The organism is Micromonospora sp. WMMD964, from assembly GCF_029581455.1.
Classification (GTDB): Bacteria; Actinomycetota; Actinomycetes; order Mycobacteriales; family Micromonosporaceae; genus Micromonospora.
The window spans coordinates 2,773,983-2,798,942 of the sequence record NZ_CP120860.1 but is presented as its reverse complement, the minus strand read 5'-3'; the positions used below and the strand labels follow the sequence as shown (position 1 = coordinate 2,798,942).

General features: G+C 71.6%; 29 protein-coding genes. 11 read left to right on the top strand and 18 right to left on the bottom strand.

Annotated features, from left to right (window positions below; all coding sequences use genetic code 11):
• Positions 1 to 34: 34 nt before the first annotated feature.
• The 9 genes from O7616_RS13045 to O7616_RS13005 all read right to left on the bottom strand — a co-directional run bounded on the left by O7616_RS13045 (position 35) and on the right by O7616_RS13005 (position 7,002).
• Positions 35 to 199, bottom strand: a complete 165-nt coding sequence (locus O7616_RS13045; protein ID WP_282261635.1) for a hypothetical protein — start codon at positions 197 to 199, stop codon at positions 35 to 37.
• Entirely contained in the window at positions 196 to 411 is a 216-nt protein-coding gene (locus tag O7616_RS13040; protein WP_282307026.1) for a helix-turn-helix transcriptional regulator, read from the bottom strand. Before O7616_RS13040 ends, O7616_RS13045 begins: the two co-directional genes overlap by 4 nt.
• On the bottom strand, positions 411 to 845 hold the full coding sequence (locus O7616_RS13035) for a DUF2975 domain-containing protein (protein WP_282307025.1): 435 nt from the start codon (positions 843 to 845) through the stop codon (positions 411 to 413). The genes O7616_RS13040 and O7616_RS13035 overlap by 1 nt, the downstream gene beginning before the upstream one ends.
• Before the next feature lie 88 nt (positions 846 to 933).
• Positions 934 to 1,566, bottom strand: coding sequence for a YdeI/OmpD-associated family protein (locus tag O7616_RS13030; RefSeq protein WP_282307024.1), 633 nt, complete (start codon positions 1,564 to 1,566; stop codon positions 934 to 936).
• Entirely contained in the window at positions 1,563 to 2,192 is a 630-nt protein-coding gene (locus O7616_RS13025) for a hypothetical protein (protein ID WP_282307023.1), read from the bottom strand. Before O7616_RS13025 ends, O7616_RS13030 begins: the two co-directional genes overlap by 4 nt.
• Before the next feature lie 156 nt (positions 2,193 to 2,348).
• On the bottom strand, positions 2,349 to 3,587 hold the full coding sequence (locus O7616_RS13020; RefSeq protein ID WP_282307022.1) for a hypothetical protein: 1,239 nt from the start codon (positions 3,585 to 3,587) through the stop codon (positions 2,349 to 2,351).
• Positions 3,588 to 4,025: 438 nt separating this feature from the next.
• On the bottom strand, positions 4,026 to 5,276 hold the full coding sequence (locus O7616_RS13015) for an HNH endonuclease signature motif containing protein (RefSeq protein WP_282307021.1): 1,251 nt from the start codon (positions 5,274 to 5,276) through the stop codon (positions 4,026 to 4,028).
• A 259-nt stretch (positions 5,277 to 5,535) separates the two neighbouring features.
• Positions 5,536 to 6,417 (bottom strand): transposase family protein, encoded by an 882-nt coding sequence (locus O7616_RS13010; RefSeq protein ID WP_282303345.1) that lies wholly within the window; start codon positions 6,415 to 6,417, stop codon positions 5,536 to 5,538.
• 396 nt (positions 6,418 to 6,813) lie between these two features.
• Entirely contained in the window at positions 6,814 to 7,002 is a 189-nt protein-coding gene (locus tag O7616_RS13005; RefSeq protein WP_282307019.1) for a hypothetical protein, read from the bottom strand.
• 88 nt (positions 7,003 to 7,090) lie between these two features.
• On the opposite strand from O7616_RS13005, the gene O7616_RS13000 reads away from it, so the two are divergent.
• Positions 7,091 to 7,381 carry a hypothetical protein gene (locus O7616_RS13000; protein WP_282307018.1) on the top strand — a complete coding sequence of 97 codons (291 nt, stop codon included), beginning with the start codon at positions 7,091 to 7,093 and terminating at the stop codon, positions 7,379 to 7,381.
• 97 nt (positions 7,382 to 7,478) lie between these two features.
• On the opposite strand, the gene ligD is transcribed toward O7616_RS13000, so the two are convergent.
• On the bottom strand, positions 7,479 to 8,510 hold the full coding sequence (ligD, locus tag O7616_RS12995) for a non-homologous end-joining DNA ligase (protein ID WP_282307016.1): 1,032 nt from the start codon (positions 8,508 to 8,510) through the stop codon (positions 7,479 to 7,481).
• Between the two features lie 47 nt (positions 8,511 to 8,557).
• Between ligD and msrB the strand changes: the two genes are divergently transcribed.
• Positions 8,558 to 8,962, top strand: coding sequence for a peptide-methionine (R)-S-oxide reductase MsrB (msrB, locus tag O7616_RS12990; protein ID WP_282261645.1), 405 nt, complete (start codon positions 8,558 to 8,560; stop codon positions 8,960 to 8,962).
• A gap of 83 nt (positions 8,963 to 9,045) precedes the next feature.
• On the opposite strand, the gene O7616_RS12985 is transcribed toward msrB, so the two are convergent.
• The 3 genes from O7616_RS12985 to O7616_RS12975 all read right to left on the bottom strand — a co-directional run bounded on the left by O7616_RS12985 (position 9,046) and on the right by O7616_RS12975 (position 10,817).
• Positions 9,046 to 9,627 carry a DUF305 domain-containing protein gene (locus O7616_RS12985; protein WP_282307014.1) on the bottom strand — a complete coding sequence of 194 codons (582 nt, stop codon included), beginning with the start codon at positions 9,625 to 9,627 and terminating at the stop codon, positions 9,046 to 9,048.
• 64 nt (positions 9,628 to 9,691) lie between these two features.
• Positions 9,692 to 10,432 carry a lytic polysaccharide monooxygenase gene (locus O7616_RS12980; protein ID WP_282307013.1) on the bottom strand — a complete coding sequence of 247 codons (741 nt, stop codon included), beginning with the start codon at positions 10,430 to 10,432 and terminating at the stop codon, positions 9,692 to 9,694.
• 109 nt (positions 10,433 to 10,541) lie between these two features.
• Positions 10,542 to 10,817 (bottom strand): isoamylase early set domain-containing protein, encoded by a 276-nt coding sequence (locus tag O7616_RS12975; protein ID WP_282307012.1) that lies wholly within the window; start codon positions 10,815 to 10,817, stop codon positions 10,542 to 10,544.
• A gap of 154 nt (positions 10,818 to 10,971) precedes the next feature.
• On the opposite strand from O7616_RS12975, the gene O7616_RS12970 reads away from it, so the two are divergent.
• The 4 genes from O7616_RS12970 to O7616_RS12955 all read left to right on the top strand — a co-directional run bounded on the left by O7616_RS12970 (position 10,972) and on the right by O7616_RS12955 (position 14,068).
• On the top strand, positions 10,972 to 11,232 hold the full coding sequence (locus tag O7616_RS12970) for a Prokaryotic metallothionein (protein WP_145784868.1): 261 nt from the start codon (positions 10,972 to 10,974) through the stop codon (positions 11,230 to 11,232).
• A 179-nt stretch (positions 11,233 to 11,411) separates the two neighbouring features.
• The gene (locus tag O7616_RS12965) at positions 11,412 to 12,353 is read left to right on the top strand and encodes an EamA family transporter (protein WP_282307011.1); all 942 of its coding nucleotides are present in this window, start codon (positions 11,412 to 11,414) and stop codon (positions 12,351 to 12,353) included.
• Positions 12,354 to 12,372: 19 nt separating this feature from the next.
• Positions 12,373 to 12,846, top strand: coding sequence for a GNAT family N-acetyltransferase (locus O7616_RS12960; RefSeq protein WP_282307009.1), 474 nt, complete (start codon positions 12,373 to 12,375; stop codon positions 12,844 to 12,846).
• Positions 12,847 to 12,970: 124 nt separating this feature from the next.
• Positions 12,971 to 14,068 (top strand): lytic polysaccharide monooxygenase, encoded by a 1,098-nt coding sequence (locus tag O7616_RS12955; protein WP_282307008.1) that lies wholly within the window; start codon positions 12,971 to 12,973, stop codon positions 14,066 to 14,068.
• 69 nt (positions 14,069 to 14,137) lie between these two features.
• Here the strand turns inward: O7616_RS12955 and hemQ are convergent, their stop codons facing one another.
• The 3 genes from hemQ to hemE are packed head-to-tail and all read right to left on the bottom strand — an operon-like array spanning position 14,138 to position 17,349.
• Entirely contained in the window at positions 14,138 to 14,839 is a 702-nt protein-coding gene (hemQ, locus tag O7616_RS12950; protein WP_282307007.1) for a hydrogen peroxide-dependent heme synthase, read from the bottom strand.
• On the bottom strand, positions 14,836 to 16,245 hold the full coding sequence (hemG, locus tag O7616_RS12945) for a protoporphyrinogen oxidase (RefSeq protein WP_282307006.1): 1,410 nt from the start codon (positions 16,243 to 16,245) through the stop codon (positions 14,836 to 14,838). The genes hemQ and hemG overlap by 4 nt, the downstream gene beginning before the upstream one ends.
• Before the next feature lie 6 nt (positions 16,246 to 16,251).
• Entirely contained in the window at positions 16,252 to 17,349 is a 1,098-nt protein-coding gene (hemE, locus tag O7616_RS12940; protein ID WP_282307005.1) for a uroporphyrinogen decarboxylase, read from the bottom strand.
• Positions 17,350 to 17,486: 137 nt separating this feature from the next.
• Here hemE and O7616_RS12935 point away from each other — a divergent pair, with 137 nt between their 5' ends.
• From O7616_RS12935 to O7616_RS12915, 5 genes are all read left to right on the top strand, one after another.
• Positions 17,487 to 18,059, top strand: coding sequence for a DUF3000 domain-containing protein (locus O7616_RS12935; protein WP_282307004.1), 573 nt, complete (start codon positions 17,487 to 17,489; stop codon positions 18,057 to 18,059).
• Positions 18,060 to 18,239: 180 nt separating this feature from the next.
• Entirely contained in the window at positions 18,240 to 19,559 is a 1,320-nt protein-coding gene (locus O7616_RS12930; protein WP_282307003.1) for a ribonuclease D, read from the top strand.
• 179 nt (positions 19,560 to 19,738) lie between these two features.
• Entirely contained in the window at positions 19,739 to 20,935 is a 1,197-nt protein-coding gene (locus O7616_RS12925; RefSeq protein ID WP_282307002.1) for a thiolase family protein, read from the top strand.
• Positions 20,932 to 22,992, top strand: coding sequence for a 3-hydroxyacyl-CoA dehydrogenase NAD-binding domain-containing protein (locus O7616_RS12920; RefSeq protein ID WP_282307001.1), 2,061 nt, complete (start codon positions 20,932 to 20,934; stop codon positions 22,990 to 22,992). The genes O7616_RS12925 and O7616_RS12920 overlap by 4 nt, the downstream gene beginning before the upstream one ends.
• A gap of 172 nt (positions 22,993 to 23,164) precedes the next feature.
• Positions 23,165 to 23,953, top strand: coding sequence for a hypothetical protein (locus tag O7616_RS12915; RefSeq protein ID WP_282307000.1), 789 nt, complete (start codon positions 23,165 to 23,167; stop codon positions 23,951 to 23,953).
• Between the two features lie 57 nt (positions 23,954 to 24,010).
• Here O7616_RS12915 and O7616_RS12910 read toward each other — a convergent pair whose 3' ends face one another.
• Both O7616_RS12910 and O7616_RS12905 read right to left on the bottom strand, forming a co-directional pair.
• A complete protein-coding gene (locus O7616_RS12910; protein WP_282306999.1) occupies positions 24,011 to 24,430 on the bottom strand; it encodes a VOC family protein in 420 nt (139 codons plus the stop codon).
• A complete protein-coding gene (locus O7616_RS12905; protein WP_282306998.1) occupies positions 24,427 to 24,834 on the bottom strand; it encodes a VOC family protein in 408 nt (135 codons plus the stop codon). Before O7616_RS12905 ends, O7616_RS12910 begins: the two co-directional genes overlap by 4 nt.
• Positions 24,835 to 24,960: the final 126 nt, after the last annotated feature.

Genomic DNA, 24,960 nt, shown 5'->3' with positions numbered 1-24,960 from the left:
TTATTGCGGGGAAGGTGCGGTCGAAGCCGGGCGGCTAGGTGCCGCGTCGGAGGTTGCGGATGCCGAACACCACCGAGCCGATCACCAGCAGGACGCCGATGCCCTGTAGGCCCGGGGAGTCGTCGGCCCCTCCGAGCACGACGGCGGCGACGCCGAGCGCCACCCCGAGGAGGGCGACGGCGATCAGGGCGTACCTCATGGGGTTTCCTCCTCCACCCACTCCAGCAGGTCTCCCGGCTGGCAGCCGAGCACCCGGCACATGGCCTCCAGGGTGCTGAAGCGGACGGCCTTGGCGCGGCCGTTCTTGAGCACCGCCACGTTGGCCGGCGTGAGCCCGACGCGCTCGGCGAACTCGCCGACGCTCATCTTGCGCCTGGCCAACTCGACGTCGATGCGGACGACGATGGGCATCAGATCACCGCTTCCATGTCGCTGCGCAGCGTGGTGGCCTGCCGCAGCAGCGCACGCATCACCACCATGAGGAGCCCCAGAACGGTGACGCCCACCGTCAGGAGGAACAGCAGGAGGGGCACTCCCGGGTCGTCCGCGTTGAAGCCGACCCAGAGGAAGACGGCCACGAGCACCACCCAGGCGGCGGCGATGGCCCAGACGATCGCGTCCACCCACTTGAGGGACGCCTCGGTGAAGATGCGGTCGTTCTTGACCAGGCTGAGCAACTGCCACGTCGCGACGATGACCACCTGGACGCACAGCACCCAGAACACCGTCACGGCGGTCGCCGGCCAGCGTAGGTGGGCGTCCTCCGGCGACTGCTGCGCCATGTACGCGAACTGACCGGGCAGCGACAGGGTCTGGAACACGACCAGCACCCCGAACAGCACCACGAGAAAGACCCTGAGAGCGGCTACCGCTCGATGCTCTGTAACCATGCATCGAGTTTCGCTCGTTAGCTATCGAAAGTCAATCGACTCGTCAGCTGTCGCCTCCGGCCGGGGCCACGCGGTCCACCGGTAACGGCCTGGCCTTCTGCGGGTAGAACGTCTCGTGTCGGGCCAGCATGGCGACGAACTCGACGATCTTCCGCTCGCGGGTCTCCGCCCGCTTGACCGCGTTGAGGCGGTGGATGAGGGCGAACCGGTTGGCCTTGGTGAGCACGTCGAGCATCGCCTGCGCGGCGGGCTCGGCGGCGATGGCGGCGAGGAGGTCGGCCGGCACCTCCGCCTCCGACGGTGGGGCGTAGGCCGCCGCCCACCGCCCGTCCGCCTTCGCCGCCTCCACCGCGGCCCGACCCGCCGGCCGCATCCGCCCCTGCTCCTCCAGCCGGGCCACGTTCGCCACGTTGCGTTGCGACCAGGAACTGCGCGACCGGCGCGGAGTGAACCGGATCCACGAGGACTCCTCGTCCCGTTTGCGGGCCTGCCCGTCGATCCAGCCGAAGCACAGGGCCTCGTCCACCGCCTGCTGCCAGGTCAGCGTCGTGACCGTGCCGCCCTTCCTGGTCAGGGCGAGCCAGACGCCGGGTGACGAGGCGTGGTTGGTCGACAACCAGGCACGCAACGCGTCGGCGTCCGCGACGACCAACTCAGCCAGCTCGGCACTCGTCATGCCGGCACGCTATCCCCCGGGTACGACAACCGGCGGCCACCGTGAGACTCGATCAACGCGTCCGCCACGGCGTCGGCGTCCGCGTCGGCCACGTCCGCCGGGTACTCCGGCAGCAGGTCGTCCCAGGCGACCAACCACGACCCGAACATCTGGGCCTGCCCCTCCGGCCGCGCGAAGAACCAGATGTGCAGGTGTGCGCCACCGTCGCCGAAGCGGTAGACGTGGGCCCGTGAGATGTGCGGCAGCGCCTGCACGTGGCGAGCGATGCGGGTGCTCAACAACCCCAGCTCGGCGGCCAACTCGTCGGGCAGATCCTCCATGTCGTGGTGGTCGAGCGGCATCAGCATGAGCACCAGCGGGACGCCCACCCCCTTGATCCGGGTCAGCCGCCAGCGCTCGTTGAACCAGATCCCCTCGTCCCGGTTGCGGCAGGCATCGCAGTCCGACGGGTCCTCGCCGTGCCGGGCCGGCTCCGGCAGCACCGGCGGCCGCAACGGCGCCACCCGAAGTCCGTCCGGGTCGAACGGGCTGATGTCCCATCCCGTCATCCGCGCCAGGGGAAGGCGGCGCTCGCCGTCCGCGGCGGCGAGCGCGTGGTCGTAGAAGTCGTCCGGTCGCAAGGCCATGCGGCAGACAGTAGTACGAGATGATCTACATCGGCCGGGCCGGAAGCGCCCACCTGACCGGCCGTGCTGTTCGCGCGCTCTTCTCGGGAGCGATCGTCCACCGCCTGGTGACGCAGTGACCCGACGTACCCGCACGCTCTTCACGCCGACGGCCGGTCACGGGCCGGCGGACGCGCTCCGGTTGCGGCCCGGGTCGTTGATCTGACGTCGGAAGGCGAGGTACGCGCTCAGGTTCACCAGCAGCATCACCAACCCGATCACCGAGGCCAGGAGTCCCACATCCAGGCTCGGTAGTGCCACGAAGGTCAGTGCGGCGAGCACGATGGCGAAGATGTTGAGGAAGGTGAAGCCCAGCACCAGCTCGTTGAGCAGGCGGGACCGACGGTCCTGGAGTCGACCGACGAGTTGCTGGTGCAGCGTTCGGACGAAGTCGAGCCGCTCGTCCAACGTGGTGAGGACGAGCCGGAACTTCCACTGCTGCTCCAGCGCGTTCCAGACGGTGCCGCCGGCCGCGTCGAGGTGCGCCTCCACCGACGAGTAGCCGAGCCGGAACAGGCGGATGCGGTGGTAGCCGCCCAGGATGCGCTTGGCCTGGTCTTCGAGAGCACTCATCGACAGGTCCGCGCGCCCCGGGTCGATCTGGGACAGCTCCGCCGAGAGCACCGCGTCGTAGCGCAGGGCCGCAGCCCAGCAGACGTGGTGCACCCCGGTCAACCGCGCCAGCAGCAGGGCCGGGCGCGACCCGAAATCGTTGACCACCGCCGTGGTGTGCGACCCGACCCGCAACACGCCACCCCGGGCTCCGTCGGGCGTGCAGTCCACGCCGTCCGGGGTGAACTGCTCGGCGATGGCGCGCCTGCGCACCGGATCGCAGTCCGGGTCCACCCGGACGGCGAAGGTGGTGTTGGCCCAGAGGACGAACACCTCGTCCGCACCGGCCGGCGCCGGCAGGACGGCCCGCAGGAGCCGGGTCACCGCGGGCAGCATCCGCTGCACCGGCGGGGCGACTTCGGCGACCACGTCGCCGGTGCCACCGGCGATGCCGTCCGGCAGTTGGTACGTGACGCACACGAGGCCACAGTCGACGTTCCAGAGGCTGACCCGGGCCGAGACCACCTGCCACGCGCCTGAGGCGGTGGTGGGCACCAGCGAGGGGTCGATCTCCTCCCCGGCCGCCCGCAGGACCTCCGGGCCACCGCTGATCTCCATGGTCGGCCGCGGCATGCTGCCGAGCAACTCGTCGAGAAGCCGTTGACCGTAGGGCTGCAACGCGAGGTCGTCGAGGCCGTCAGTGACGCGCCAACCCGCCGGCACGTCACGTCGGGAGCCGGCCTCGGCGGACAACTGACACGGGAAGTAGGCGATCACCCGTACCGACGTGACGTCCTTGAGCATCAGCGACCTCTCCCCCGACCGACTCCCGCAGGGTATCGAGAAAGTCAATGACATCGATCATCGCGAGCGCCACACCGCCCCAGGTCAACCGACGCGGCCAGGCGGTGGCGCGACGGCTCGGCATGCGCCGTGGCGGCGCTCCACGGCAGGCCTTCCCGCTCCACGGCAGGCCTTCCCGCTCCACGGCAGGCCTTCCCGCTCCACGGCAGGCCTTCCCGCTCCACGGCAGGCCTTCCCGCTCGGCCGCGAGCGACACGAGGTCGGGGCCTGGTCGGGGCCTGGTCGGGGGCTGGTCGGGGCCTGGTCGGGGTCTGGTCGCCGCCGATCACTGGCGGTCACTGCCGGTCACCGCTGGCCTCCGAGGTGGCGGAACACCGAGAGGCGCGCGAGGGCCGAGGCCACGACCTGAGTGATGCCGAGCAACCGGCATGAGTCGGCCTACGTCCGTCGGTGGTAGTGGTTGCGGCGCGGAAGCTGGTCGGGGTCGAGCCAGGCGGGCGGGATGAACTCGGGGTGCCCGTCGTCACCGAGCCGTACCGTCCACTCCCTGTGGTGGATATGTCGGTGATGGTGGCCGCAGAGCAACACCGCGTTGTCGAGGTTGGTGGGGCCGCCGTCGGACCAGTGGTGGATGTGGTGGGCGGCGCACCAGCGGGGTGGGCGGTCGCAGCCGGGGAACGCGCATCCCCCGTCGCGGAGCACCAGTGCCCGCCGCAGTGGGCCGGTGATGAGTCGGCGTTGTCGACCGACGTCGAGGACCTGGCCCGTGCCGCCGAGGACGGCGGGCAGGATGGTGGCGTCGCAGGCCAGCCGGCGCACGGTGTCGGGGGTGAGCCGCACACCGATGTCGAGCGTCCCGGAGCCTAGTTGCCGGGTCAGGGTGTCGTAGTCGGTGGTGACGACGATCTGGGCGGGGTCGCCGCCGTGCTCGGGTAGGTCGCCGGTGCGCAGGGCGAGGCGGCACACGTCGGCGAGGGCGTCGTGGCGGCGTTGCCCGGGGGATCGCCCATCGTAGGGCCCGGCGGGTGCGCTGAGCGGGTCGATGGCGGCGCGTAGCAGACCTGCGGTTTCGGCGTCGAGCGTGCCGGTGAGCCGCAGCCGCCCGTCGGTCTGCGCGGACAGGGTGAGGTGTCGGTCGCGGGTGGCACGGGCGTCCTCGGCGGCGAGGGCAGCTGCGGCGGCGGCGTCGGCGAGATCGGGCGCGACGTGGTCGAGGATCCGGCTGCCCATCCGACGCAGCAGGGTGGGGTCGAACTGCCCGGCCCACTCGACCAGCACGCCGACGGCCTTCTCGGCCACCTCGGCGCCCGCCGACGCCGTCACCGTGGCTGCCGTGTCGGCGATGACCCGCGCCTGCTCCACACTGACCACCCCGCTCGCCAGCGCCTCCCGCACCGCAGGCGGTGCGACGTCGACCGAGGCCGCGAGGCCGACCAGCCGACGCGCGGCGGCGACGTCGAGGCGCAGACGATCGCGCAACCACACTGTCGTCGAGGACGCGCCCTGCGCGACCGCGGTGCCCCGCCCGTCCAACTCCCGGACCACCGCCAACTGCACTGCCGCCAGCCGCTGTTGCAACCGGTGGGTGGCGTCGAGCGCCGCGATCAGATCGCGCTCGGAGAGGGCCCAGGCAGCGGCGTCGGCGCAGCTCGCCACCGCACTCTCCACCCGCGCCAACTCATCGATCACACGCAAATTCTAGAACAGGTGTACGACAGAAATCGGCCGCGCGAAAGCGGGAACCGGAGCGACCACCCCCACCGAGAACCGCCAAGATCCGCACAACATCAGCGATGGTGCTGCCTCGCACGCATCAGAGGCAGCAACATCCGGGGGGTAGTTCCATCCTGAGTTGGCTGGTCAGGGGGTCTTGACGGTTGGTGGTGGTGGGTGGGAGGTCCAGGTTGGTGGTGAGGTGATCTTTGGGTTGATCGTTTGCCGTGGGTGGTTAGCGGGTGGTGTGGGTTTGGGTGAGGACGGTGAGTGCGCGGATCAGGGTGGTGGCGTGGTGGTGGTTGCCGCGTAGTCGGTCGAGGATTCGCCAGTTCTTGAGGTCGTTGAAGGCGTGTTCGTTGGTTGCTCGTTCGCGGCTGATGAGGGTGTTGACGATTGTTTGGTGGCGGGTGAGGGGTTTGCCGCGGGCGGCGCGGCGGCCGGTGATGATGGTGGGTTGGTCGTGGGGGTGGCCGGGGTGAGCGCCGCGGGGGCGAGGTGTGTGGCTGATGCCGGGTTGGTCGTCGAGGCGGGTGAAGCCGAGGTCGCAGATGGCGGCGAGGTCGGCTGCGCGTAGGTGTGCGGGGATGCGGTTGCGGCGGGCGGCGGTGATTTCCGCGGTGCGTGCGGGTAGGGCTGCGGAGGTCCAGAGCAGGTTGCCGTTGAGGTCGGTGATGGCGAGGACGAGTAGGCCGAAGGTTTTGTGTTTACCGCTGTAATGGGTGCGGCGGCGGTGTCGGTCGTGGGGGCGTTGGACCGGGATGAGGGTGCCGTCGAGCAGGACTACCTCGCTGTGGTGGCGGGCGCGGCGCAGGACCCGTGACAGGCGGGGCATCTCAGCGGCCAGGACAGCGATGACTTGCGCGACCCATCGACGGACGGTGGAGGCGGATATGCCGTTGCCGGCGGCCAGGTCGTGAGGGCGTTGGTTATGGCGCAATACCGCCAGCACGATCATCGCCGCGCGGTGATCGGACAACTTGCGCCATCGGGAACGCACCCGTGAGCGGTGCTGACGGATCGCGTTGACGACCAGGGTCAGGGTCTTCGTGGACAGCGCAAGGCTCGACTGGTAGACAAGCGGCGAGCCCTCGGCCACCGGGTTTTTGTGTGTCACGACCGAACACCCTGGCCGAGGGCTCATCTATCTTCTGCACGCCACACCGTCACCACCGGCAAACGATCACCGCGAAGATCACCAGCGGTTGACCTGCTCCATCCCCGCCACCCCCGCACCGTCAAGACCCCCTGACCAGCCAACTCAGGATGGAACTACCCCCGGGAAGTTGCCCGAATCTTGGGCGTGCGGCGTGCGGCGTGCGGCGGTGGGGCGTGGGGCGTGCGGCGGTGGGGCGTGGGGCGTGGGGCGCGCGACTCGCCTGCCGCCGTTGCCGTGCCAGCCGTGGACGCGAGCCGGCGCTCCCTACTTCAGCCGGCGCCGACAGCGCACACCGCCGAACGCGTCGCCACCCGGCACCACGAAAGCAGGGCGATCCGCCGAGAGAAGACGTTGTCAGTCCCCCGCCAGGTCCGGGCGATGCTCCCGTATCCACGCCTCGACGTCCGACTTTCGCCAAACCTTTCCCATGGCCAGGACGGCAATCGGCTCGGGGAAGTTCCGTTGATTGGCGATCACGGACGCACGCTGCCGGGACACGTTGCCCAGCATCTCCCGAATCTCCGACACGCCGACGAGGTCCACACATTGACGATGACAGCGGCGGCGTCGACAGATAGCGACAACTACGCAGTCCGTTGACAGAAGCAATAGGAGACGGCACGATCGGTGCATGACCGCGCCGAAGCCCGACCAGCAGCCGTTACGCAGCCTGCACCCGGTGCATCAGCACCTGCCGCGTCGACCTTCGTGGCTCTGCCGGGTGTGTGCCGCTACCTGGCCGTGCGCGTGCGCGCGGATGTTGCTGCGGGTGGAGTACGGGACCGACCGGGTGGCGTTGTCGATCTACATGGCCAGCCAGCTGTTCGACGCGACTGCCGACCTGCTCAGGCTCGAGCCCGCGCCCGACCCACGGGAGCTGTTCGACAGGTTCCTGGCGTGGACGGCCCAGCCATGCCCGTGAACGCGCGGACGGCCCAGCCATGCCCGTGAACGCGCGGACGGCCCAGCCATGCCCGTGAACGCGTGGACGGCCCAGCCGTGCCCGTGGTCGCAGAAGGTCAGGGACCCTCGGGGGTGCGCTTGGCGCGGCTGGGCTGCACGCGCTTGGGTTCGCCGGGCATCTTGGGATGGTCCGGCGGGTACGGCATGTCACCCTGACCGGCGGCGGCGTCGCGGTCGGCCCATTCCAGCAGCGGGGTGATGTCCCAGGGGGCGTCGTCGATGCCGGCGTGCGGGTCGCCACGTTCGGCGAGTCGGGCCGGGACGCTGCGCAGGTCGAAATCGTCCGGGTCGACGTCGGGCAGCTCGTCCCAGGTGACCGGGGTGGAGACGGTGGCTCGGGCGTTGGCCCGCAGTGAGTACGCGCAGGCGATGGTGCGGTCCCGGGCCATCTGGTTGAAGTCGACGAAGACGCGGCTGCCGCGCTCCTCCTTCCACCAGGCGGTGGTCACCAGGTCGGGGTGGCGGCGTTCCACCTCCCGGGCCAGCGCGATGGTGGCCCGGCGCACTTCGGTGAACGTCCAGCGGGGCTGGATGCGCAGGTAGACGTGCACGCCCCGACCGCCGGAGGTCTTCGGCCAACCGGTTACGCCCAGCTCGTCGAGGAGCGCCCGGACCTCGCCGGCGGCCCGGGCCGCGTCGGCGAAGTCGGTGCCGGGCTGCGGGTCCAGGTCGATGCGCAGCTCGTCGGGGCGGTCGGCGTCGGCGGCCCGCACCGGCCAGGGGTGGAAGACGATGGTGCCCATCTGCGCCGCCCAGGCCACGTGGGCCAGGTCGGCCGGGCACAGCTCCGCCGCGCTCCGACCGCTCGGAAAGGTGATCTCCGCGGTGGTGACCCACGGCGGCACCCCCCGGGTGGGCACCCGTTTCTGGAAGAACGCCTCACCCTCGATGCCCTCGGGGAAGCGCTGCAGCGTGGTGGGCCGCTGCCGCAGGGCGCGCATGATGCCGTCGCCGACCGCGAGGTAGTAGTGGAAGACATCCGCCTTGGTGAACCCCCGCTCGGGGAAGATCACCCGATCGGGACTGCTCAACCGTACGCTGTGCCCGGCCACCTCGACCTCGGTGACCGCCGCCTTGGTGCCCGCCATCTCGCGACCATATGCCACGCCCCCGACGTTCGACGTACCGTTGGGGGGTGAGTCTTGACGACAACGATCTGCCCCGCACCGAGGAAGAGTGGCGGGTCCGGCTGACCCCCGAGGAGTTCCACGTCCTGCGGGAGGCCGGCACCGAACGCCCGTGGACGGGCGAGTACGTGGACACGAAGACCCAGGGGGTCTACCACTGTCGCGCCTGCGGTCTGGAGCTGTTCTCCAGCGACACCAAGTTCGACTCGCACTGCGGCTGGCCGAGCTTCGACGACGCCATCCCGGGCCGGGTCAAGGAGATCGAGGACCGCAGTCTCGGCATGGCGCGTACGGAGATCCGGTGCGCCCGCTGCGACAGTCACCTCGGGCACGTCTTCCACGGTGAGGGTTTCACCCCGAAGGACACCCGGCACTGCGTCAACTCCATCTCGGTCCGCCTCGAACCCCGCTGAGCAAGGAACAAGCAGCAAGGGCAGGCAGCAAGGGCAGGCAGCAAGGGCGCAAGCAACAAGGCCCAAGAGAACCGAAGGGCCGCTCAGGGCGTACCCCGGAGTAGTTCGACCTCGGCGGTCCGGGACTGCTCGATGCGCCGGGCCAGGTCGCGGACCCGCTCGTTGCGGCCGACGCCGACCTGGGCTCGGGCCAGGTCGGCGGCCGACCGCTGGTGGTCGGCGAGCACCTCGCGCAGCACCCGGTCGACGTCCGGGGCGGGCGCGGTCCGCAGCCGGTCGAGCGCCGCGTCGTCGCCGTGCCCCTCGTGGTGGTGTGCGGTCACGCCGGCGCCCGGCCCGGTGGTGGGCAACCAGCTCCGCATCGCGGCCAGCTCGTCGGCCTCGGTGGCCTCGATGGCGGCGGCCAGGGTGCGCAGCGCGTCGTCGCGCACCCGGTCCCGGGACAACCGCACGATCTGCAGGGTGCGTTCGCTGTGCCCGACCATCGTGCTGAGGAACACCACGTCGATGCCGCTCATCGCGCCCAGGTCGGCAGTGGGTCCGGCGACCGTGGAGCCGGCCGGGGGCGCGGGGGCCGGTCGCGGCCCGCCCGGGTCCGGTGACCCGGCGCAGGCGCTGGTGAGCAGCACTGCCGCGAGCACTGACACCAGAGGGGTACGGGGCATGCCGGTGCTCCGTTCACGCGAGGGGGCGGCGACGGGTGCGACCCGAGGGGCCGCACCCGCGCGGTCAGACCTGTTGCCAGAGCGCCGGTACGTTCGGCGGCTCCCAGCCGGGGATCGCGGTGTGCGCCTGCCGGCAGCGGTAGGTGGCTCCGCCGTAGGTGACCTGGTCGCCGACCTGGTACGCGCGGCCGCTCGCCCAGGTGCCGCCCTGGGCGGGCGGAGTGGTCGGCGTGGGGGTCGGGGTGGGTCGTGGGGTGGCCGTCGGGGTGGGCGTCGGGGTGGGGTTGGAGCCTCCGCCGCCGATCTGCACGTCGACGCAGGAGTAGAAGGCGTTCGCCGTGTCGGAGATGTTCCACACCGCGAGGATCTTCTGCCGGCCGGTGAAGCCACCGAGGTTGACGGTGTGCGAAACGGTGGCGCCCGGCTGCTGACCGTTGCCGTTGACCACCCCGACGCGGGTGTTGCCGATCCAGTACTCCCAGTTGGCGGTGGCGTGCCGGGCGGTGTTGACCCAGGTGAAGGTCAGTGAGCTGCCGACCGAGGTGGCCGGCCAGCCCCGGCTGTCGTCGTTGAGGACGGCGAAGTGGGAGATCCCGGCGTTGCAGCTGCGCAGGCCCTTGGGCCCTTCGACGCTCTGCGGCTCGTACTTGATCTGCCCGCAGTCGGGCACCCGGCCCTGCGCGCAGAGCGCCTGGCGGCTCGGCGGGGCGGAGACGTAGCCGTGCGCCTGCGCGGGGGCGGCGACGGTGAGGGTGGCGGCGACGGCACCTGCCGCCACCAGCGGGATGGTGATTCTTCGACGCATGGGGCAGCTCCTTCTCCGGGGTCCGGCGGGGTGCCCTCAAGGTAATTTAAACATTGTTAACAGTAAAGACTCTGATCGATAAATACATTGATGCTGACGGTTTTCTTCGTCAGAGGCGGAGCAGGCTGCCCCGATCGTCCACAAGGTCGGCCGACTCGTCGTCCAGCCAGACGCCACCGGCGGCGAGATAACGGAAGCGGTACTCCCCCGGCGCCAACTTGACGGTCACCGTCCGGGTGCCGTCGCGGCGGGCGACCAGCTCGTGCCGGCCGGGCTCCCAGCCGTTGAAGCAGCCGACGACGCTCACCGGGCCGGGCGGGACGTCCCGGGGCAGGCAGAAGGTCACCCGGGTCTGGCTGCCGAAGAGCTTGTTGCGCTTGATCACGTGATCCTCCGGGGGTCGCGGCGGTTCACCCGGCACAACGGACAACACGCCGGGGCCGACACGCCGCCCACCGGCCCGAACATCGAGAATGCGCCACCCCGCTCGCCGGATCGAGCGCAACCTGTAGGTACATGTCCTGATATGGGAGGTTTTCGTGGCAACCTGCGAGGTCTGCGGCAACGACTACTGGATGGCGTTCGAGGTACGCACGGTCAGCGGCGACGTGCACACCTTCGACTCGTTCGAGTGCGCGATCCACCGGCTGGCACCGATCTGCGAGCACTGCCAAATCAAGATCGTCGGGCACGGCGTCGAGGTCAACGGCCGCTTCTTCTGCTGCGGCCACTGCGCCCGCGCCGTCGAGGGCGAGGTCGGCGCCGAGATCCGGGACGCCGTCGGCGCCCGCCCGGCCTGAGCACGATCCTGCGGTACGGTCGTCCCCATGCGGCCACTGCTGGGCGTCCTCCCCCCGCCGCGCTCCTGAACGGAGCGCCGCGCCCCTCGCCGACCGGGTGACCGACCCGTTCGGCCATCTCGCCGTACGCGCTCCGTCGACGTCGTCCCCGTCAACGGCTCACCCTTCGGAGCGCATCCGTGTCCCTCTCCCGTACCGCGCGCCCGGCCGCCCCGGCGCCGGCCGTCCACCAGGCCCGCACCGGCCTGATCCAGATCACCGTCACCGGCGTGCTGTGGGGCACCACCGGCGTGGCGGTGCAACTCCTGCACGACAGCACCGGGCTCAGCCCGGTGAGCATCGGCTTCCACCGCCTCGCGATCGCCGCGCTCGTCCTGCTGGTGTGCGCCGCCGGTCACCTCCGCGCCATCCTGGCCGCCCTGCGCGCGACCCCCGTACCGCTAGTGCTCACCGGTGTCGGCCTCGGCGTCTACCAGGCGCTCTACTTCGCCGCCGTGGCGTGGACCGGGGTCAGCGTGGCCACCGTCGTCAGCCTGGGGCTGGCGCCGGTGCTCGCCGTGGCCTGGGAGTCGGCCCGCGCCCGACAGGTCCCCGGCCCGCTGCGGCTCGGCACGCTGGTCGCGGCCGTCACCGGCCTCGTTCTGATCACCACCGCGACGGCGGATCCCGGCGCGGCGACGCCCGCCCCCCTGCTCGGCCTGCTCGCGGCGGCCGGATCCGGCCTCGGGTACGCGGTGACCACCCTGATCAGCCGTCAGGTGTCACAGCACACCGCGCCGATGACACTGACCACCATCTCCACCGTGATCGGCGCGCTCACCCTGGCGCCGTTCGCCCTGGTCTCCGGGATCGGCGTGCCGGTACGCCCCGACACCGTGGCACTGCTGCTGCACCTCGGCGTGATCACCACGGCGGTGGCGTACGCGTTGTTCTACGCCGGGCTGCGCACCACCCCGGGGAGCGTGGCCGCCGTACTGACCCTGCTCGAACCGCTCACCGCCGCGGCGCTGGCGGTGGCGCTGCTGCACGAGCCGCTGCCGCTTCCGGTGATCGTCGGCGGGGTCCTGCTGCTCAGCGCGGTGGCCGCCAGCTACCTGGCACCTCGGCCGGGCACCCGGTGACACGGCCTACCATCGTCGGGTGCCCTCGCAGACCACCGAGATCCAGACCGCCTCCTTCGCCGACCTGGACGCCCGCACCTTCCACGACCTGCTCAAGCTGCGCATCGACGTGTTCGTGGTGGAGCAGAACTGCCCGTACCCGGAACTCGACGGCCGCGACGTCGAGCCCGGCACCCGGCATCTGTGGCTGACCGACGGCGGCGCGCCGCTGGCGTACCTGCGAATCCTGGCCGACCCCGACGGCACCGCGCGGATCGGTCGGGTGGTGGTGGCGCCGGAGGCGCGCGGCGGTGGGCACGCCGGCCGGTTGATGACCGCGGCGCTGGAGGTGGTGGGCGACCGGCCCAGCGTGCTGGACGCCCAGTCGCACCTGGTCGCGTTCTACCGCCGGCACGGTTACGTGGTCAGCGGCCCGGAGTACGTCGAGGACGGCATCCCGCACACGCCGATGCGGCGCACCGCGCGGCCCCGCGCCGACGACGCCAACCATTGACGCCTGACGATCGACCTGGCATGGTGCCGGGTAGAGCCATCGCAGGAGCCAGCGAGTGGGGACGGGAGTGGGCAACTCCCGTCGGTCCGGTTGTCGTCGTCCGACCTCATCCCCCGGGGGCTCCATGTCCACCCTCACCCGATCACGACGCGTGCTCTGGTTGTTCGCCGTCGTGGCGACCGCCGCGCTCCTGTCGACCGCCGCGCTCACCACGATCCTGACCCGGCCCGCCTCGGCGCACGGGTCGGTCGTCGACCCTCCGTCGCGCAACTACAGCTGCTGGCAGCGCTGGGGCGGCGACTTCCAGAACCCTCGGATGGCCACCGAGGACCCGATGTGCTGGCAGGCCTGGCAGGCCGACCCGGCCGCCATGTGGAACTGGAACGGCCTGTTCCGGGAGGGCGTCGCGGGTAACCACCAGGGCGCCGTCCCCAACGGGCAGCTCTGCAGCGGTGGGCGCACCCAGAGCCCTCGGTACAACGCGCTGGACACCGTCGGCGCCTGGAAGACCACGCCGGTGTCGAACGACTTCCGGCTCCGCTTCTTCGACCAGGCGAGCCACGGCGCCGACTACATCCGGGTGTACGTGACCAAGCAGGGCTTCAACGCGGCCACCCAGCCGCTGGGTTGGGGCGACCTGGAGTTGGCCGGGCAGATCGGCAACACCCCGGCCTCGCAGTGGGACCAGGACACCGGTGGCGTCTCGATCCAGATCCCGGTCAGCGCGCCGGGGCGCAGCGGACGGCACATCGTCTACACCGTCTGGCAGGCCAGCCACCTGGACCAGTCGTACTACCTGTGCAGCGACGTCGACTTCGGCGGAACCAGCACCCCGCCCCCGACCACGCCGCCGCCGACCACCCCACCGCCCACGACTCCCCCGCCCACCACCCCGCCCCCGACGACGCCGCCGCCGGCCGGGGCGTGCACGGCTACCTACCAGGTCACCGGTCAGTGGTCCGGCGGCTTCCAGGGTGAGGTGAAGGTGACCGCCGGCGGTTCGGCGACCCGGGGCTGGTCGGTGAGCTGGAACTACGGCAACGGCCAACAGGTCACGTCGTCCTGGAACGCCACGGTCAGCACCAGCGGAACGCTGGTCACCGCACGCAACGCCAACCACAACGGCAGTCTCGCCGCCGGAGCGAGCACGACCTTCGGGTTCCTCGGCTCGTGGAACGGCAGCAACCCGGTTCCGCTGGTCACCTGCACGACGACCAGTTGATCCCCGTCCGGCGCCGTACCCGGGCGGGGGTGCGGCGCCGGACGGCGGGGGTCAGACGAGACGGTCGGCTCAGACCAGGCAGTTGACGATCTCCGCCACCGAGCGGCGGCGGCCCGTGTAGAAGGGCACCTCTTCGCGGACGTGCCGGCGGGCGCCGGACGCGCGCAGGTCCCGCATCAGGTCCACGATCCGGTGCAGCTCGTCGGCCTCGAAGGCGAGCATCCACTCGTAGTCGCCGAGCGCGAACGAGGCCACCGTGTTGGCCCGTACGTCCGGGTAGCCCCGGGCCATCTTCCCGTGCTCGGCGAGCATCTCGCGCCGCTCGGCGTCGGGCAGCAGGTACCACTCGTACGAGCGGACGAACGGGTACACGCAGATGTAGGGGCGGGCCTCCTCGCCGGCCAGGAACGCCGGGATGTGGCTCTTGTTGAACTCCGCCGGTCGGTGCAGCGCCATCTGCGACCAGACCGGGGTCATCGCCCGCCCCAGTGTGGTGCGGCGGAACCGCAGGTACGCGTCCTGCAACGCGTCGCTGGACGCGGAGTGCCACCAGATCATCACGTCGGCGTCGGCGCGCAGACCGGAGACGTCGTACACGCCCCGGACCACCACGTCCTTGCCGGCCAGCTCGTCGAAGAGGGCGACGACCTCACCGGTGACGTTGTCCCGCAGCGACGGCAGCGGGGAGCTGGCCCGGAACACCGACCACATGGTGTAGCGGATGCTGTCGTTCAGCTCCCGCAACCGGGCCGCGTTGGTCTGCTCGGTCATCTCGCCGATCCTCCCAGTGCTGTGATGATCTCCTCGGCCGCCGTCTCGCCGGAGCGGACGCAGACCGGGATGCCGACGCCGTCGTAGCCGGCGCCCGCGAGAACCACTGTGGGGTACGCGGCCCGCAACGCCGCGCGTGCGGCGGCGACCCGGTCGGCGTGCCCCGGGGCGTACTGGGGCAGCGCCCCGCCCCACCGCTGCACGTGCCCGTCGACCGGGGCGGGCAGCGGGGTGCCGAGCACCGCCGACAACTCCCGGTGCACGGTGGCCGCGAGGTCCTCGTCGGGGCGCTGGAGATGCGCCTCCTCGCGGTAGCGGCCCACCGAGGCGCGCAGCAACGCCACCCCGTCCGAACGGCGCAGGTGCCCCCACTTGGTGGTGAAGAACGTTGCCGCCTTGGTCAGCAGGCCCTCGGTGCTGGGCACCAGGAAGCCGGACAGCTCGGGCAGCCGGGGCTGCGGCACCGCCAGGGTGACGAGCGCGACGCTCGCGTAGTCCAACTCGCCGACACTCACCGCGGCCTCCGGGGCCGGGCCGGCGAGCAGCCGGGCCGCCGGGCGTGCGGGCACCGCCAGCACCACGGCGTCCACGTCCACGAACTCCGGGTCGCGGGTCGGACCGACGGTGAGCCGCCAGCCGGAGCCGGTCGGGGTCAGCTCGCGCACGGCCGCGTCGCGTCGGATCGTCGCGCCGCTGGCCGTCACCGCGGCCTCGACGAGGGTGCTCAGCCCACCGACCAGGGTGCCGAAGACGGGCGCGCCGGGAGCGCGCGGCGCGGCGGCCTGCGCGGCCCGGACCGCGCCGACGAGGGTGTGCTCCACCCGGGCCGTGCGGGCCAGCGCCGGCATCGTGGTGACCAGGGACAGGTCGTCGGCACGGCCCGCGTACACGCCGCCGAGCATCGGGTCGACCAGCCGCTCGACCACCTCGTCACCGAAGCGGGACCGGACCAGCGCACCCACCGACACGTCCGCGTCCGGCTCGACCAGCGGCCGACCACCGTCGGTGTCGGCGTCCGCGAGCGGGCGGGCGACAGCGGTCACTCGGTCCAGATCCCCGGGTACGCCCACCAGCGTGCCGCCCGGGATGGGGCGCAGCCCTCCGTCGACGACGAGCGCGGCCTGCCCCACCGTGGGGTGCACGATCCTCTCGGCCAGCCCGAGTCGGCGGATCAGGGCCACCGCCGCGCTCTCGGCACCCGCCGGGTCGCGCATCAGGAACGACTCGGCGCCGAACTCCACCGGCCGGCCGGCCAACTCACCGGTACGCAGCTTGCCGCCCAGCACGCCGGACTGCTCGTACACCGTGATCTCGGTGTCCGTCGGTGCCCCGTCGCGCAGGCGGACCGCAGCGGCCAGCCCGGCGATCCCGCCGCCGACCACCGCCACCCGCCAGGGCCGCCGCATCGCCGATCAGCCCTGGTCGGCCCGGCGGCTGGACAGCTCGTGCACCAGCGCGACCACCCGGGTCAGCACCTCCGGGTCGGTCTCCGGCAGCACCCCGTGACCGAGGTTGAACACGTGCCCGGGGGCCGCCTTGCCCTGCTCCAGGATCCGGCGTACCTCGGCCTCCACCACCGACCACGGCGCGAGCAGCACCGTCGGGTCCAGGTTGCCCTGCACCGCCTTGTCCGGACCGATCCGACCGGTGGCCACGTCCAGCGGGGTACGCCAGTCGACACCGACCACGTCCGCGCCCGCCTCGCCCATCGCGCCGAGCAGCTCGGCGGTGCCCACCCCGAAGTGGATCCGGGGCACCCCGGCGTCCACCAACCCGCTCAGCACGGCGGTCGAGTGCGGCAGCACGAAACGGCGGTAGTCGGCCTCGGAGAGCGCACCGGCCCACGAGTCGAACAGCTGCACGGCGGACACGCCCGCGTCGATCTGCACCCGCAGGAAGGCCAGCGTCACCTCGGCCAACCGGCCGCAGAGCGCGTGCCACAGCTCGGGGTCGCCGTACATCAGGGCCTTGGTCTTCGCGTGGGTCCGCGACGGCCCGCCCTCGACCAGGTAGCTGGCCAGGGTGAACGGCGCGCCGGCGAAACCGATCAGCGGGGTGTCGCCCAGCTCGGCCACCAACTGCCGGACGGCCTCGTCGACGTACGACACGTCGTCGCGGGTGATCTGGCGGATCCGCTGCACGTCGGCGGCGGCGCGGATCGGCTCGGCGACGACCGGGCCGGTGCCCGGCACGATGTCCAGGTCGATCCCGGCCGCGGCCACCGGCACCACGATGTCGCTGAACAGGATGGCCGCGTCCACGCCGTGTCGACGCACCGGCTGGAGGGTGATCTCGGTGACCAGGTCCGGACGGCGGCACGACTCCAGCATCGGCACGGTGGCCCGGATCTCCCGGTACTCCGGCAGGGAGCGACCGGCCTGGCGCATGAACCAGACCGGGGTGTGCGGGCCGGGCCGGCGTCGACAGGCCCGGATGAAGGGCGAGTCGGCTGGTCCGCCGGGGCGGGATTCTCCGTCTCGGGCGACAGTGCCCGTGGTGTCCGTGGTCATCGCCGCAATCGTGCCACGCCCACCACCCCTGACCGGGTGGGGGTGAGAGGAAGGGCACCGTTCCTTACGCCCGGTGCCCTTCACGAGCGTCGGCGCGCCGTCGAAGCGGGCGACGGACGGCGGCATAGGCTGCCGACATGGCCCCCCCGATCGCGCTCCCGGAGACGTTCGCCCGCGCGGTCGCCGGGCTGCGATCGGCGACCCCCCGGCCGGAGATCACGTTGGAGGAGGTCGGGGCGCCGCAACGACTCGCCCCGTACGCTTTCGCGCTCGCCGCCACCGTGTTGCGCGACGGCGACGAGGTGGCGACCGGGCGACTGATCCTGCTGCACGACCCGGCCGGGCACGAGGCGTGGCAGGGCACCCTGCGGTTGGTCACCTATGTGACCGCCGAGTTGGAGGTCGACCTGGCCGCCGACCCGCTGCTGCCCGGGGTCGGCTGGACGTGGCTGACCGACGCGCTGGACGCCCAGGCCGCACGTCACCGGGCGATCGGCGGCACGGTGACGCAGACCATGTCGACCCGGTTCGGCGACCTCGCGGGCCCACCGACGGTCGGCGACATCGAGATTCGCGCCTCCTGGACGCCTGTCGACGACGACCTCACCGCACACCTGCTCGGCTGGTGTGTGCTCCTGGCCGACACGGCCGGCCTCCCCCCACCCGGTGTGACGGCGCTACCCAACCGCCGCCCCGCCGGCGCCGCCTGAGGGGCGTCGATCATGGAGTTGTGGTGGGTGGATTGCTCCTCGACGCGGCATTTGTGAGGCACCACAACTCCATGATCGACCGCGCCGGGGCGACTGCGCTCGGACATCCTCTGGACACGTGATCGACACACGCCGGACCGGCTGCACCCGCTCGATCTCCACGCGCACTAGGGTTGACAGGTGACCGACGAACCACCCCTGCGCCGTCGGCCCGCCGAAGACCTTCCGGGAAACGCACCCGAGCACCCGCCGTCGGCCCAGCCGCAGCTGGCAGGCGAGGGGGCCGCCCCGGCCGACGGTGGGCCCGTTCCGCTGATCGCCCCGCGTGACGGCACCCCCGAACCGGTGGCCGCCCCGGCCGAGTTGGCCGAGGTGGTGGCCCGCTTCGCGGCGGGCACCGGCCCGGTCGCCCTGGACGCCGAGCGGGCCTCCGGTTACCGCTACAGCCAACGCGCGTACCTGGTGCAACTACGCCGCGCCGGAGCGGGCACGGCGCTGATCGACCCGCTGCCGCTGCCGGACCTCAGCACGCTGGACGCGGCCATCGGCGACGCCGAGTGGGTGCTCCACGCGGCCAGTCAGGATCTGCCCTGCCTGGCCGAGGTGGGGCTGCGGCCACGCCGGCTGTTCGACACCGAGTTGGCCGCCCGGCTGGCTGGTTTCGAGCGGGTCGGGCTGGCCGCGCTGACCGAGCAGTTGCTCGGCTTCACCCTGGAGAAGCACCATTCGGCCGCCGACTGGTCGAGTCGACCGCTGCCCGAGTCGTGGTTGACGTACGCCGCTCTCGACGTGGAGCTGCTCACCGACCTGCGCGACGCGCTCGACGCCGAGCTGACCCGGCAGGGCAAGTCGGAGTGGGCCGCCGAGGAGTTCGCCGCGCTGGTCCGCACCGGGGCGCGCCCGCCGCGGGTCCGCGCCGAGCCGTGGCGCCGCACGTCCGGCATCCACCGGCTGCGCGGTGCGCGGGCCCAGGCCCGCGTCCGCTCGATGTGGTACGCCCGGGACCAGATCGCGGCCCGGCGGGACGCCGCGCCCGGTCGGGTGTTGCCCGACTCGGCGATCATCGCCGCTGCCGAGCTGGACCCGAAGGACGAGAAGACCCTGTTGACCCTGCCCGGTTTCGGCGGTCGGTCGGTGCGTCGACTGGCCCGCACCTGGCTCGCCGCCCTCGACGACGCCCGGCAGCTCGCGGAGGATTCGCTGCCGGTCACGCCGACGGTGGAGGGCCCGCCCCCGCCGCACCGGTGGGCCGAGCGGGACCCGGTGGCCGCCGGTCGACTGGCTCGCTGCCGGGAGGTGGTCATCCGCATCGCCGGTGAGCACAACCTGCCGCCGGAGAACCTGATCACGCCGGATTCGATCCGCCGGTTGGCGTGGACCCCGCCCGAGGTGGTGACCGAGGAGTCGGTCGCGCAGACCCTACGCGGCCTCAACGCCCGGGAGTGGCAGATCGGTCTCCTCATCCAGGACCTGACCAAGGCCCTGACCCCCACCCCCTGACCCACCCCACCCCACCCCACCCCTCGCGGTGTGGGGTGGGCCACAGCAGGGGGTCGGGACGGGGTTGGTTACTGGCAAGTAGCATTCTGAGGAACGTGCCCGCGCCGGCCGACCCTCATTCGGTCCGGAGTGCCGCCTGGCGGCGCTGAGGCCGAATCATGGTCGAATAGGAGGCTCAAGTGCCCCGTGAAGTTCGGGATGTCGTCTTCGTCGACGGCGTCCGTACCCCGTTCGGCAAGGCGGGTGGCATGTACGCCAACACCCGCGCCGACGACCTGGTGATCCGCTGCATCCGGGAACTGCTGCGGCGCAACCCGCAGCTGCCGCCGGAGCGGGTCGAGGAGGTCGCCGTCGCGGCCACCACCCAGATCGGCGACCAGGGCCTCACCATCGGCCGCACCGCCGCCCTGCTGGCCGGTCTGCCGAAGACCGTTCCCGGCTTCGCCATCGACCGGATGTGCGCCGGTGCGATGACCGCGGTGACCACCGTGGCCAGCGGCATCGCGATGGGCGCGTACGACGTCGCCATCGCCGGTGGCGTCGAGCACATGGGCCGGCACCCGATGGGCGAGGGCGTCGACCCCAACCCGCGCATCATCGCCGAGAAGCTGGTCGACCCGTCCGCGCTGGTCATGGGTGCCACCGCGGAGAACCTGCACGACCTGGTCCCGCACATCACCAAGGCACGCACCGACGCGTTCGCGCTCGCCTCGCAGCAGAAGACCGCCAAGGCGTACGCCAACGGCAAGCTCCAGGACGACCTGGTGCCGATGTCCATCCGCGACGCGGAGGGCGGCTGGGGCCTGGCCACTGTGGACGAGGCCCCGCGGGACACCTCGCTTGCGAAGCTCGCCACCCTGAAGACCCCGTTCCGTCCACACGGCAAGGTGACGGCGGGCAACGCGGCCGGCCTGAACGACGGCGCCACCGCGAGCCTGCTCGCCGACGAGGCCACCGCCCGCGAGCTGGGTCTGCCGATCGCCATGCGGCTGGTGTCGTTCGGGTTCGTCGGGGTGGAGCCGGAGGTGATGGGTGTCGGCCCGATCCCCTCGACGGAGAAGGCTCTGCGCCTCGCCGGGCTCACCATCGACGACATCGGCCTGTTCGAGCTGAACGAGGCGTTCGCCGTGCAGGTGCTCGCCTTCCTCGACCACTTCGGCATCGCCGACGACGACGCGCGGGTCAACCCGTGGGGCGGCGCGATCGCCATCGGCCACCCGCTGGCCTCCTCCGGCGTACGGCTGATGACCCAGCTGGCCCGCCAGTTCGCCGAGCACCCCGAGGTCCGCTACGGCCTCACCGCGATGTGCATCGGCATCGGCATGGGCGGCACTGTCATCTGGGAGAACCCGAACTGGGAGGGTGGCGACAAGTGAAGGCACCGAACGAGGTCGTCACCAGGGCGCTGCTGCGTCAGGTGAACGTGCCGGGGCTGGACCGTCCCGCCGCCCTGATCACCCTGGACAACGGTCTCGACCACACCAAGCCGAACACCTTCGGCCCCGGTGGGTTGGCCAGCCTGGACGAGGCGATCACCGCCGCGCTCGCCGCCGACCCGGCGTTCATCGCGGTGACCGGCAAGCCGTACATCTTCTGTGTGGGTGCGGACATCGTCGGCCTGCCGCAGCTCGCCGACCGGGCGCAGGCGCTGGAGATCGGCCGGCTCGGCCACCGGGTCTTCGCCCGACTCAAGGACAGCGCCGTGCCCACGTTCGCGTTCGTCAACGGCGCGGCGATGGGCGGCGGCCTGGAGTTGGCGTTGCACTGCCACTACCGGACGCTCTCCGGTGGCGCTGCGGCGCTGGCGCTGCCCGAGGTCTCCCTCGGTCTGGTGCCCGGCTGGGGCGGCACGCAACTGCTGCCGAACCTGATCGGCATCCCCGCCGCCACCCAGGTGATCATCCAGAACCCGCTGATGCAGAACAAGATGCTCAAGCCGAAGCAGGCCGCCGAGCTGGGCATCGCGGACATCCTGTTGGAGCCGGCCGACTTCCTGGAGCGGTCCCTGGAATGGGCCGCCGGGGTGGTCCGGGGTCAGGTCACGGTGACCCGGCCGGAGGTCGACAAGGACATGTGGGCGGGTGTGCTCTACTTCGCCCGGGAGACCCTCGACCAGCGGCTGCACGGCGCGGTCCCGGCCGCGTACAAGGCTCTCGACCTGCTGGAGACGGCGAAGGACGGCGACTTCGCCGCCGGCACCGCCGCCGAGGACGAGGCCCTCGCGGACCTGGTCTTCTCGGAGGAGCTGCGCAGCGGCCTGTACGCGTTCGACCTGGTGCAGCGGCGGGCCAAGCGCCCGGCCGGCGCGCCGGACAAGGGCCTGGCCCGCACGATCACCAAGGTCGGCATCGTCGGCGCCGGTCTGATGGCAAGCCAGTTGGCGCTGCTGTTCGCCCGCCGCCTCCAGGTGCCGGTGGTGATGACCGACCTCGACCAGTCCCGGGTGGACAAGGGTGTGGGCTACGTGCACACCCAGATCGAGAAGGCCGTCACCAAGGGTCGGATGGACAAGGGCACCGCCGCCAAGCTGTACGGGTTGGTCAGCGGCTCGGTCGACAAGAGCGCCTTCGCGGACTCGGACTTCGTCATCGAGGCGGTCTTCGAGGACCTGGGAGTCAAGAAGCAGGTCTGGGCCGAGCTGGAGAAGATCGTCTCCCCGGAGGCGGTGCTCGCCACCAACACCAGTTCGTTGTCGATCACCGAGATGGCCGCCGAGCTGGAGCACCCGGAGCGGGTGGTCGGCTTCCACTTCTTCAACCCGGTGGCGGTGCTGCCGCTGTTGGAGATCGTCCGGGGCGAGCGCACCGACGACGTCACCCTCGCGACCGCGTTCGCGGTGGGCAAGCAGCTCAAGAAGTCGAGCGTGCTGGTGAAGGACGCTCCGGCGTTCGTGGTGAACCGCCTGCTCACCCGGTTCCTGGGCACCGTCTTCGCCGCCGTCGACGCCGGCACCCCGCTGGACGTGGCGAACAGCGCCCTGGACCCGCTGGGCCTGCCGATGCGCCCGCTCGCCCTGCTCCAACTGGTCGGGCCGGGGGTCGCGTACCACGTGGGCGGCACGCTGCACGCCGCGTACCCGGACCGGTTCTCCGTCAGCGAGAACCTCAAGCGGATCGCCGACTCCGGCCAGCCGATCGTGGTCGACGACCAGGTCAACGACGAGGTGGCCAAGCTGCTCGTCGTCGGTGACCAGCCGTTGACCGCCGAGCAGGTACGGCAGAACGGGCTCGACGCCCTCGCGCAGGAGATCCGGCTGATGCTGGACGAGGGTGTCGTCGCCGAGGCGCAGGACATCGACCTGTGCCTGATCCTGGGCGCCGGTTGGCCGTTCCACCTGGGCGGCGTCACGCCGTACCTGGACCGGACCGGCACCTCCGAGCGGGTCACCGGTCGGCGGTTCCTGCCGCGTGGGGCGGCGAGCCTGCCGGCCTGACCGATCGCAGTGCCACCGGTCGCGGTGGTCGGACCGTCCATCGTGGGCGGCCCGGCCACCGCGACCGTTTGTGATCAGCTCACCGCCGGAAGGTCCCTCCAGCAGGGACAACGCCGTGTTCCGCAACGGGTTAGGATCACGCGCTCTGCACCCCCATCTTGGAGCTGACTGAATGTCCCAGCCGCCGGCCAGTCCCTACGGCCCGCCGCACGATTCCTCCAACCCGCCGCAGCACCCCGGTCAGCCGGGCCAGCCCCAGCAGCCGGGCCAGCCCCAGCAGCCCGGTGGTTGGCCGCCCCCGCAGCAGCAGGGGTTCCCGCCCGCACAGCCGGGTCAGCCGTACGGTGACCCCAGCCAGTTCGCGGGCCCGCCACCGGCGAAGAAGTCGAACGTCGGCAAGATCATCCTGATCGTGCTGGCCGTGCTGCTGGTGGTCTGCCTCGGCGGCGTGGCGGCCATCTGGTTCACGGTCAAGGACGACCTGGGCGACGTCGTCGACGCCACCAAGACCCGGCTGGTCGCACCGGCCACCCTCGCCGGCCGGCCGAAGATCACGGAGCCGGACCTGCAGGCGGCCGCCGACCAGTTGGTCACCGAGATGAAGGCGGAGGTGCAGAACGAGACCAGCACCGTCGGCGCCTTCTACGGCGACCCGGCCAAGCAGGACCTCGTGATGATCGCGGGTGCGTCCGGCCTGCTGACGGACCCGAAGAAGGAGCTGGACGACGCGATCAACGGGCTCTCCACCGAGCTGACGCTGACCAACCTGGCGACCGTCGATCCTGGTCCACTCGGCGGTGACGCGAAATGCGGTGACGGCAAGGCCGAGAGCGTGCCGCTCGGCGTGTGCGTGTGGGCCGACCGGGGCAGCCTGGGCATGGTGGTCATGTACTTCAAGACCGCCGAGCAGACGAAGGCCGAGTTCGTCACGATCCGGGGCCAGGTCGAGCAGCGCTCCTGAGCCGTCGACGACCGGGGCCCCGACCACCCGAGGGTGGTCGGGGCCTCGTGCCGACGATCAGGCCGGCTCGTGGCCCTGCGCCGCGGCCCGTGCCGCCGCTGCCGCCGCCCGCTCGGCCTCGTTGCCGAGTACGCAGAACTCGTTGCCCTCCGGGTCGGCGAGCACCACCCAGCCGCCGCCGGTCGAGCTGACCCGGTCGTCCACCAGGGTCGCGCCGATGCCGAGCAGCCGCTCGACCTCCTCGGCCCGGGTGCGGTCGGCGGGTTGCAGGTCGAGGTGCAGCCGGTTCTTCACCGTCTTGCCCTCGGGCACCGCGATGAACAGCACCTCCGGGCCGCCCGGCGGCAGGAGCATCGCCTCCGGGTCGCCGGGGAAGTCGTCGGGCTGCCGGGGGCAGTCGAAGACCTGCGCCCAGAAACCGGCGAGGGCGTACGTGTCGTGACAGTCGATGCTGATGTTATGGATGATCGAACTCACAGCTGGTCCTCCACAGTGGTGCTGGCGACACGTTCCCCGGCGCTGCGGAGCACGCAGAACTCGTTGCCCTCCGGGTCGGCGAGCACCGCCCAGCCCGTCCCGTCGGCGTGCCGCCGGTCGGCGACCATGGTGGCTCCGAGGCCGAGCACCCGCTCGACCTCCTCGTCCCGGGTCCGGTCGACCGGTTCCAGGCAGACGTGGACCCGGTTCTCGGTCACCTTGTCCTCGGGCACCGCCTGGAAGAACAGGTTCGGGGTGGTCTCGTCCGGCGGCAGCAGGGCCGCCTCCGGATCACCCGGGGCGTCCTCGTCGTGCCGGGCGTAGCCGAGCACCGCCGACCAGAAACCGGCCAGGGTGTACGTGTCGTGGCAGTCGAAACTGATGTTGCGGATCCGTGGATACACGGGTGGTCCCTCCACTTTCGGATGAGGACGCTCCGCCGCGCGGGGTCAGCCTGCGATCACCCGGGGTGCGGAGTCATGACTGGTGGACATCAAACGCACCCCCCTTCACTCTCCGAGCCGACCCGG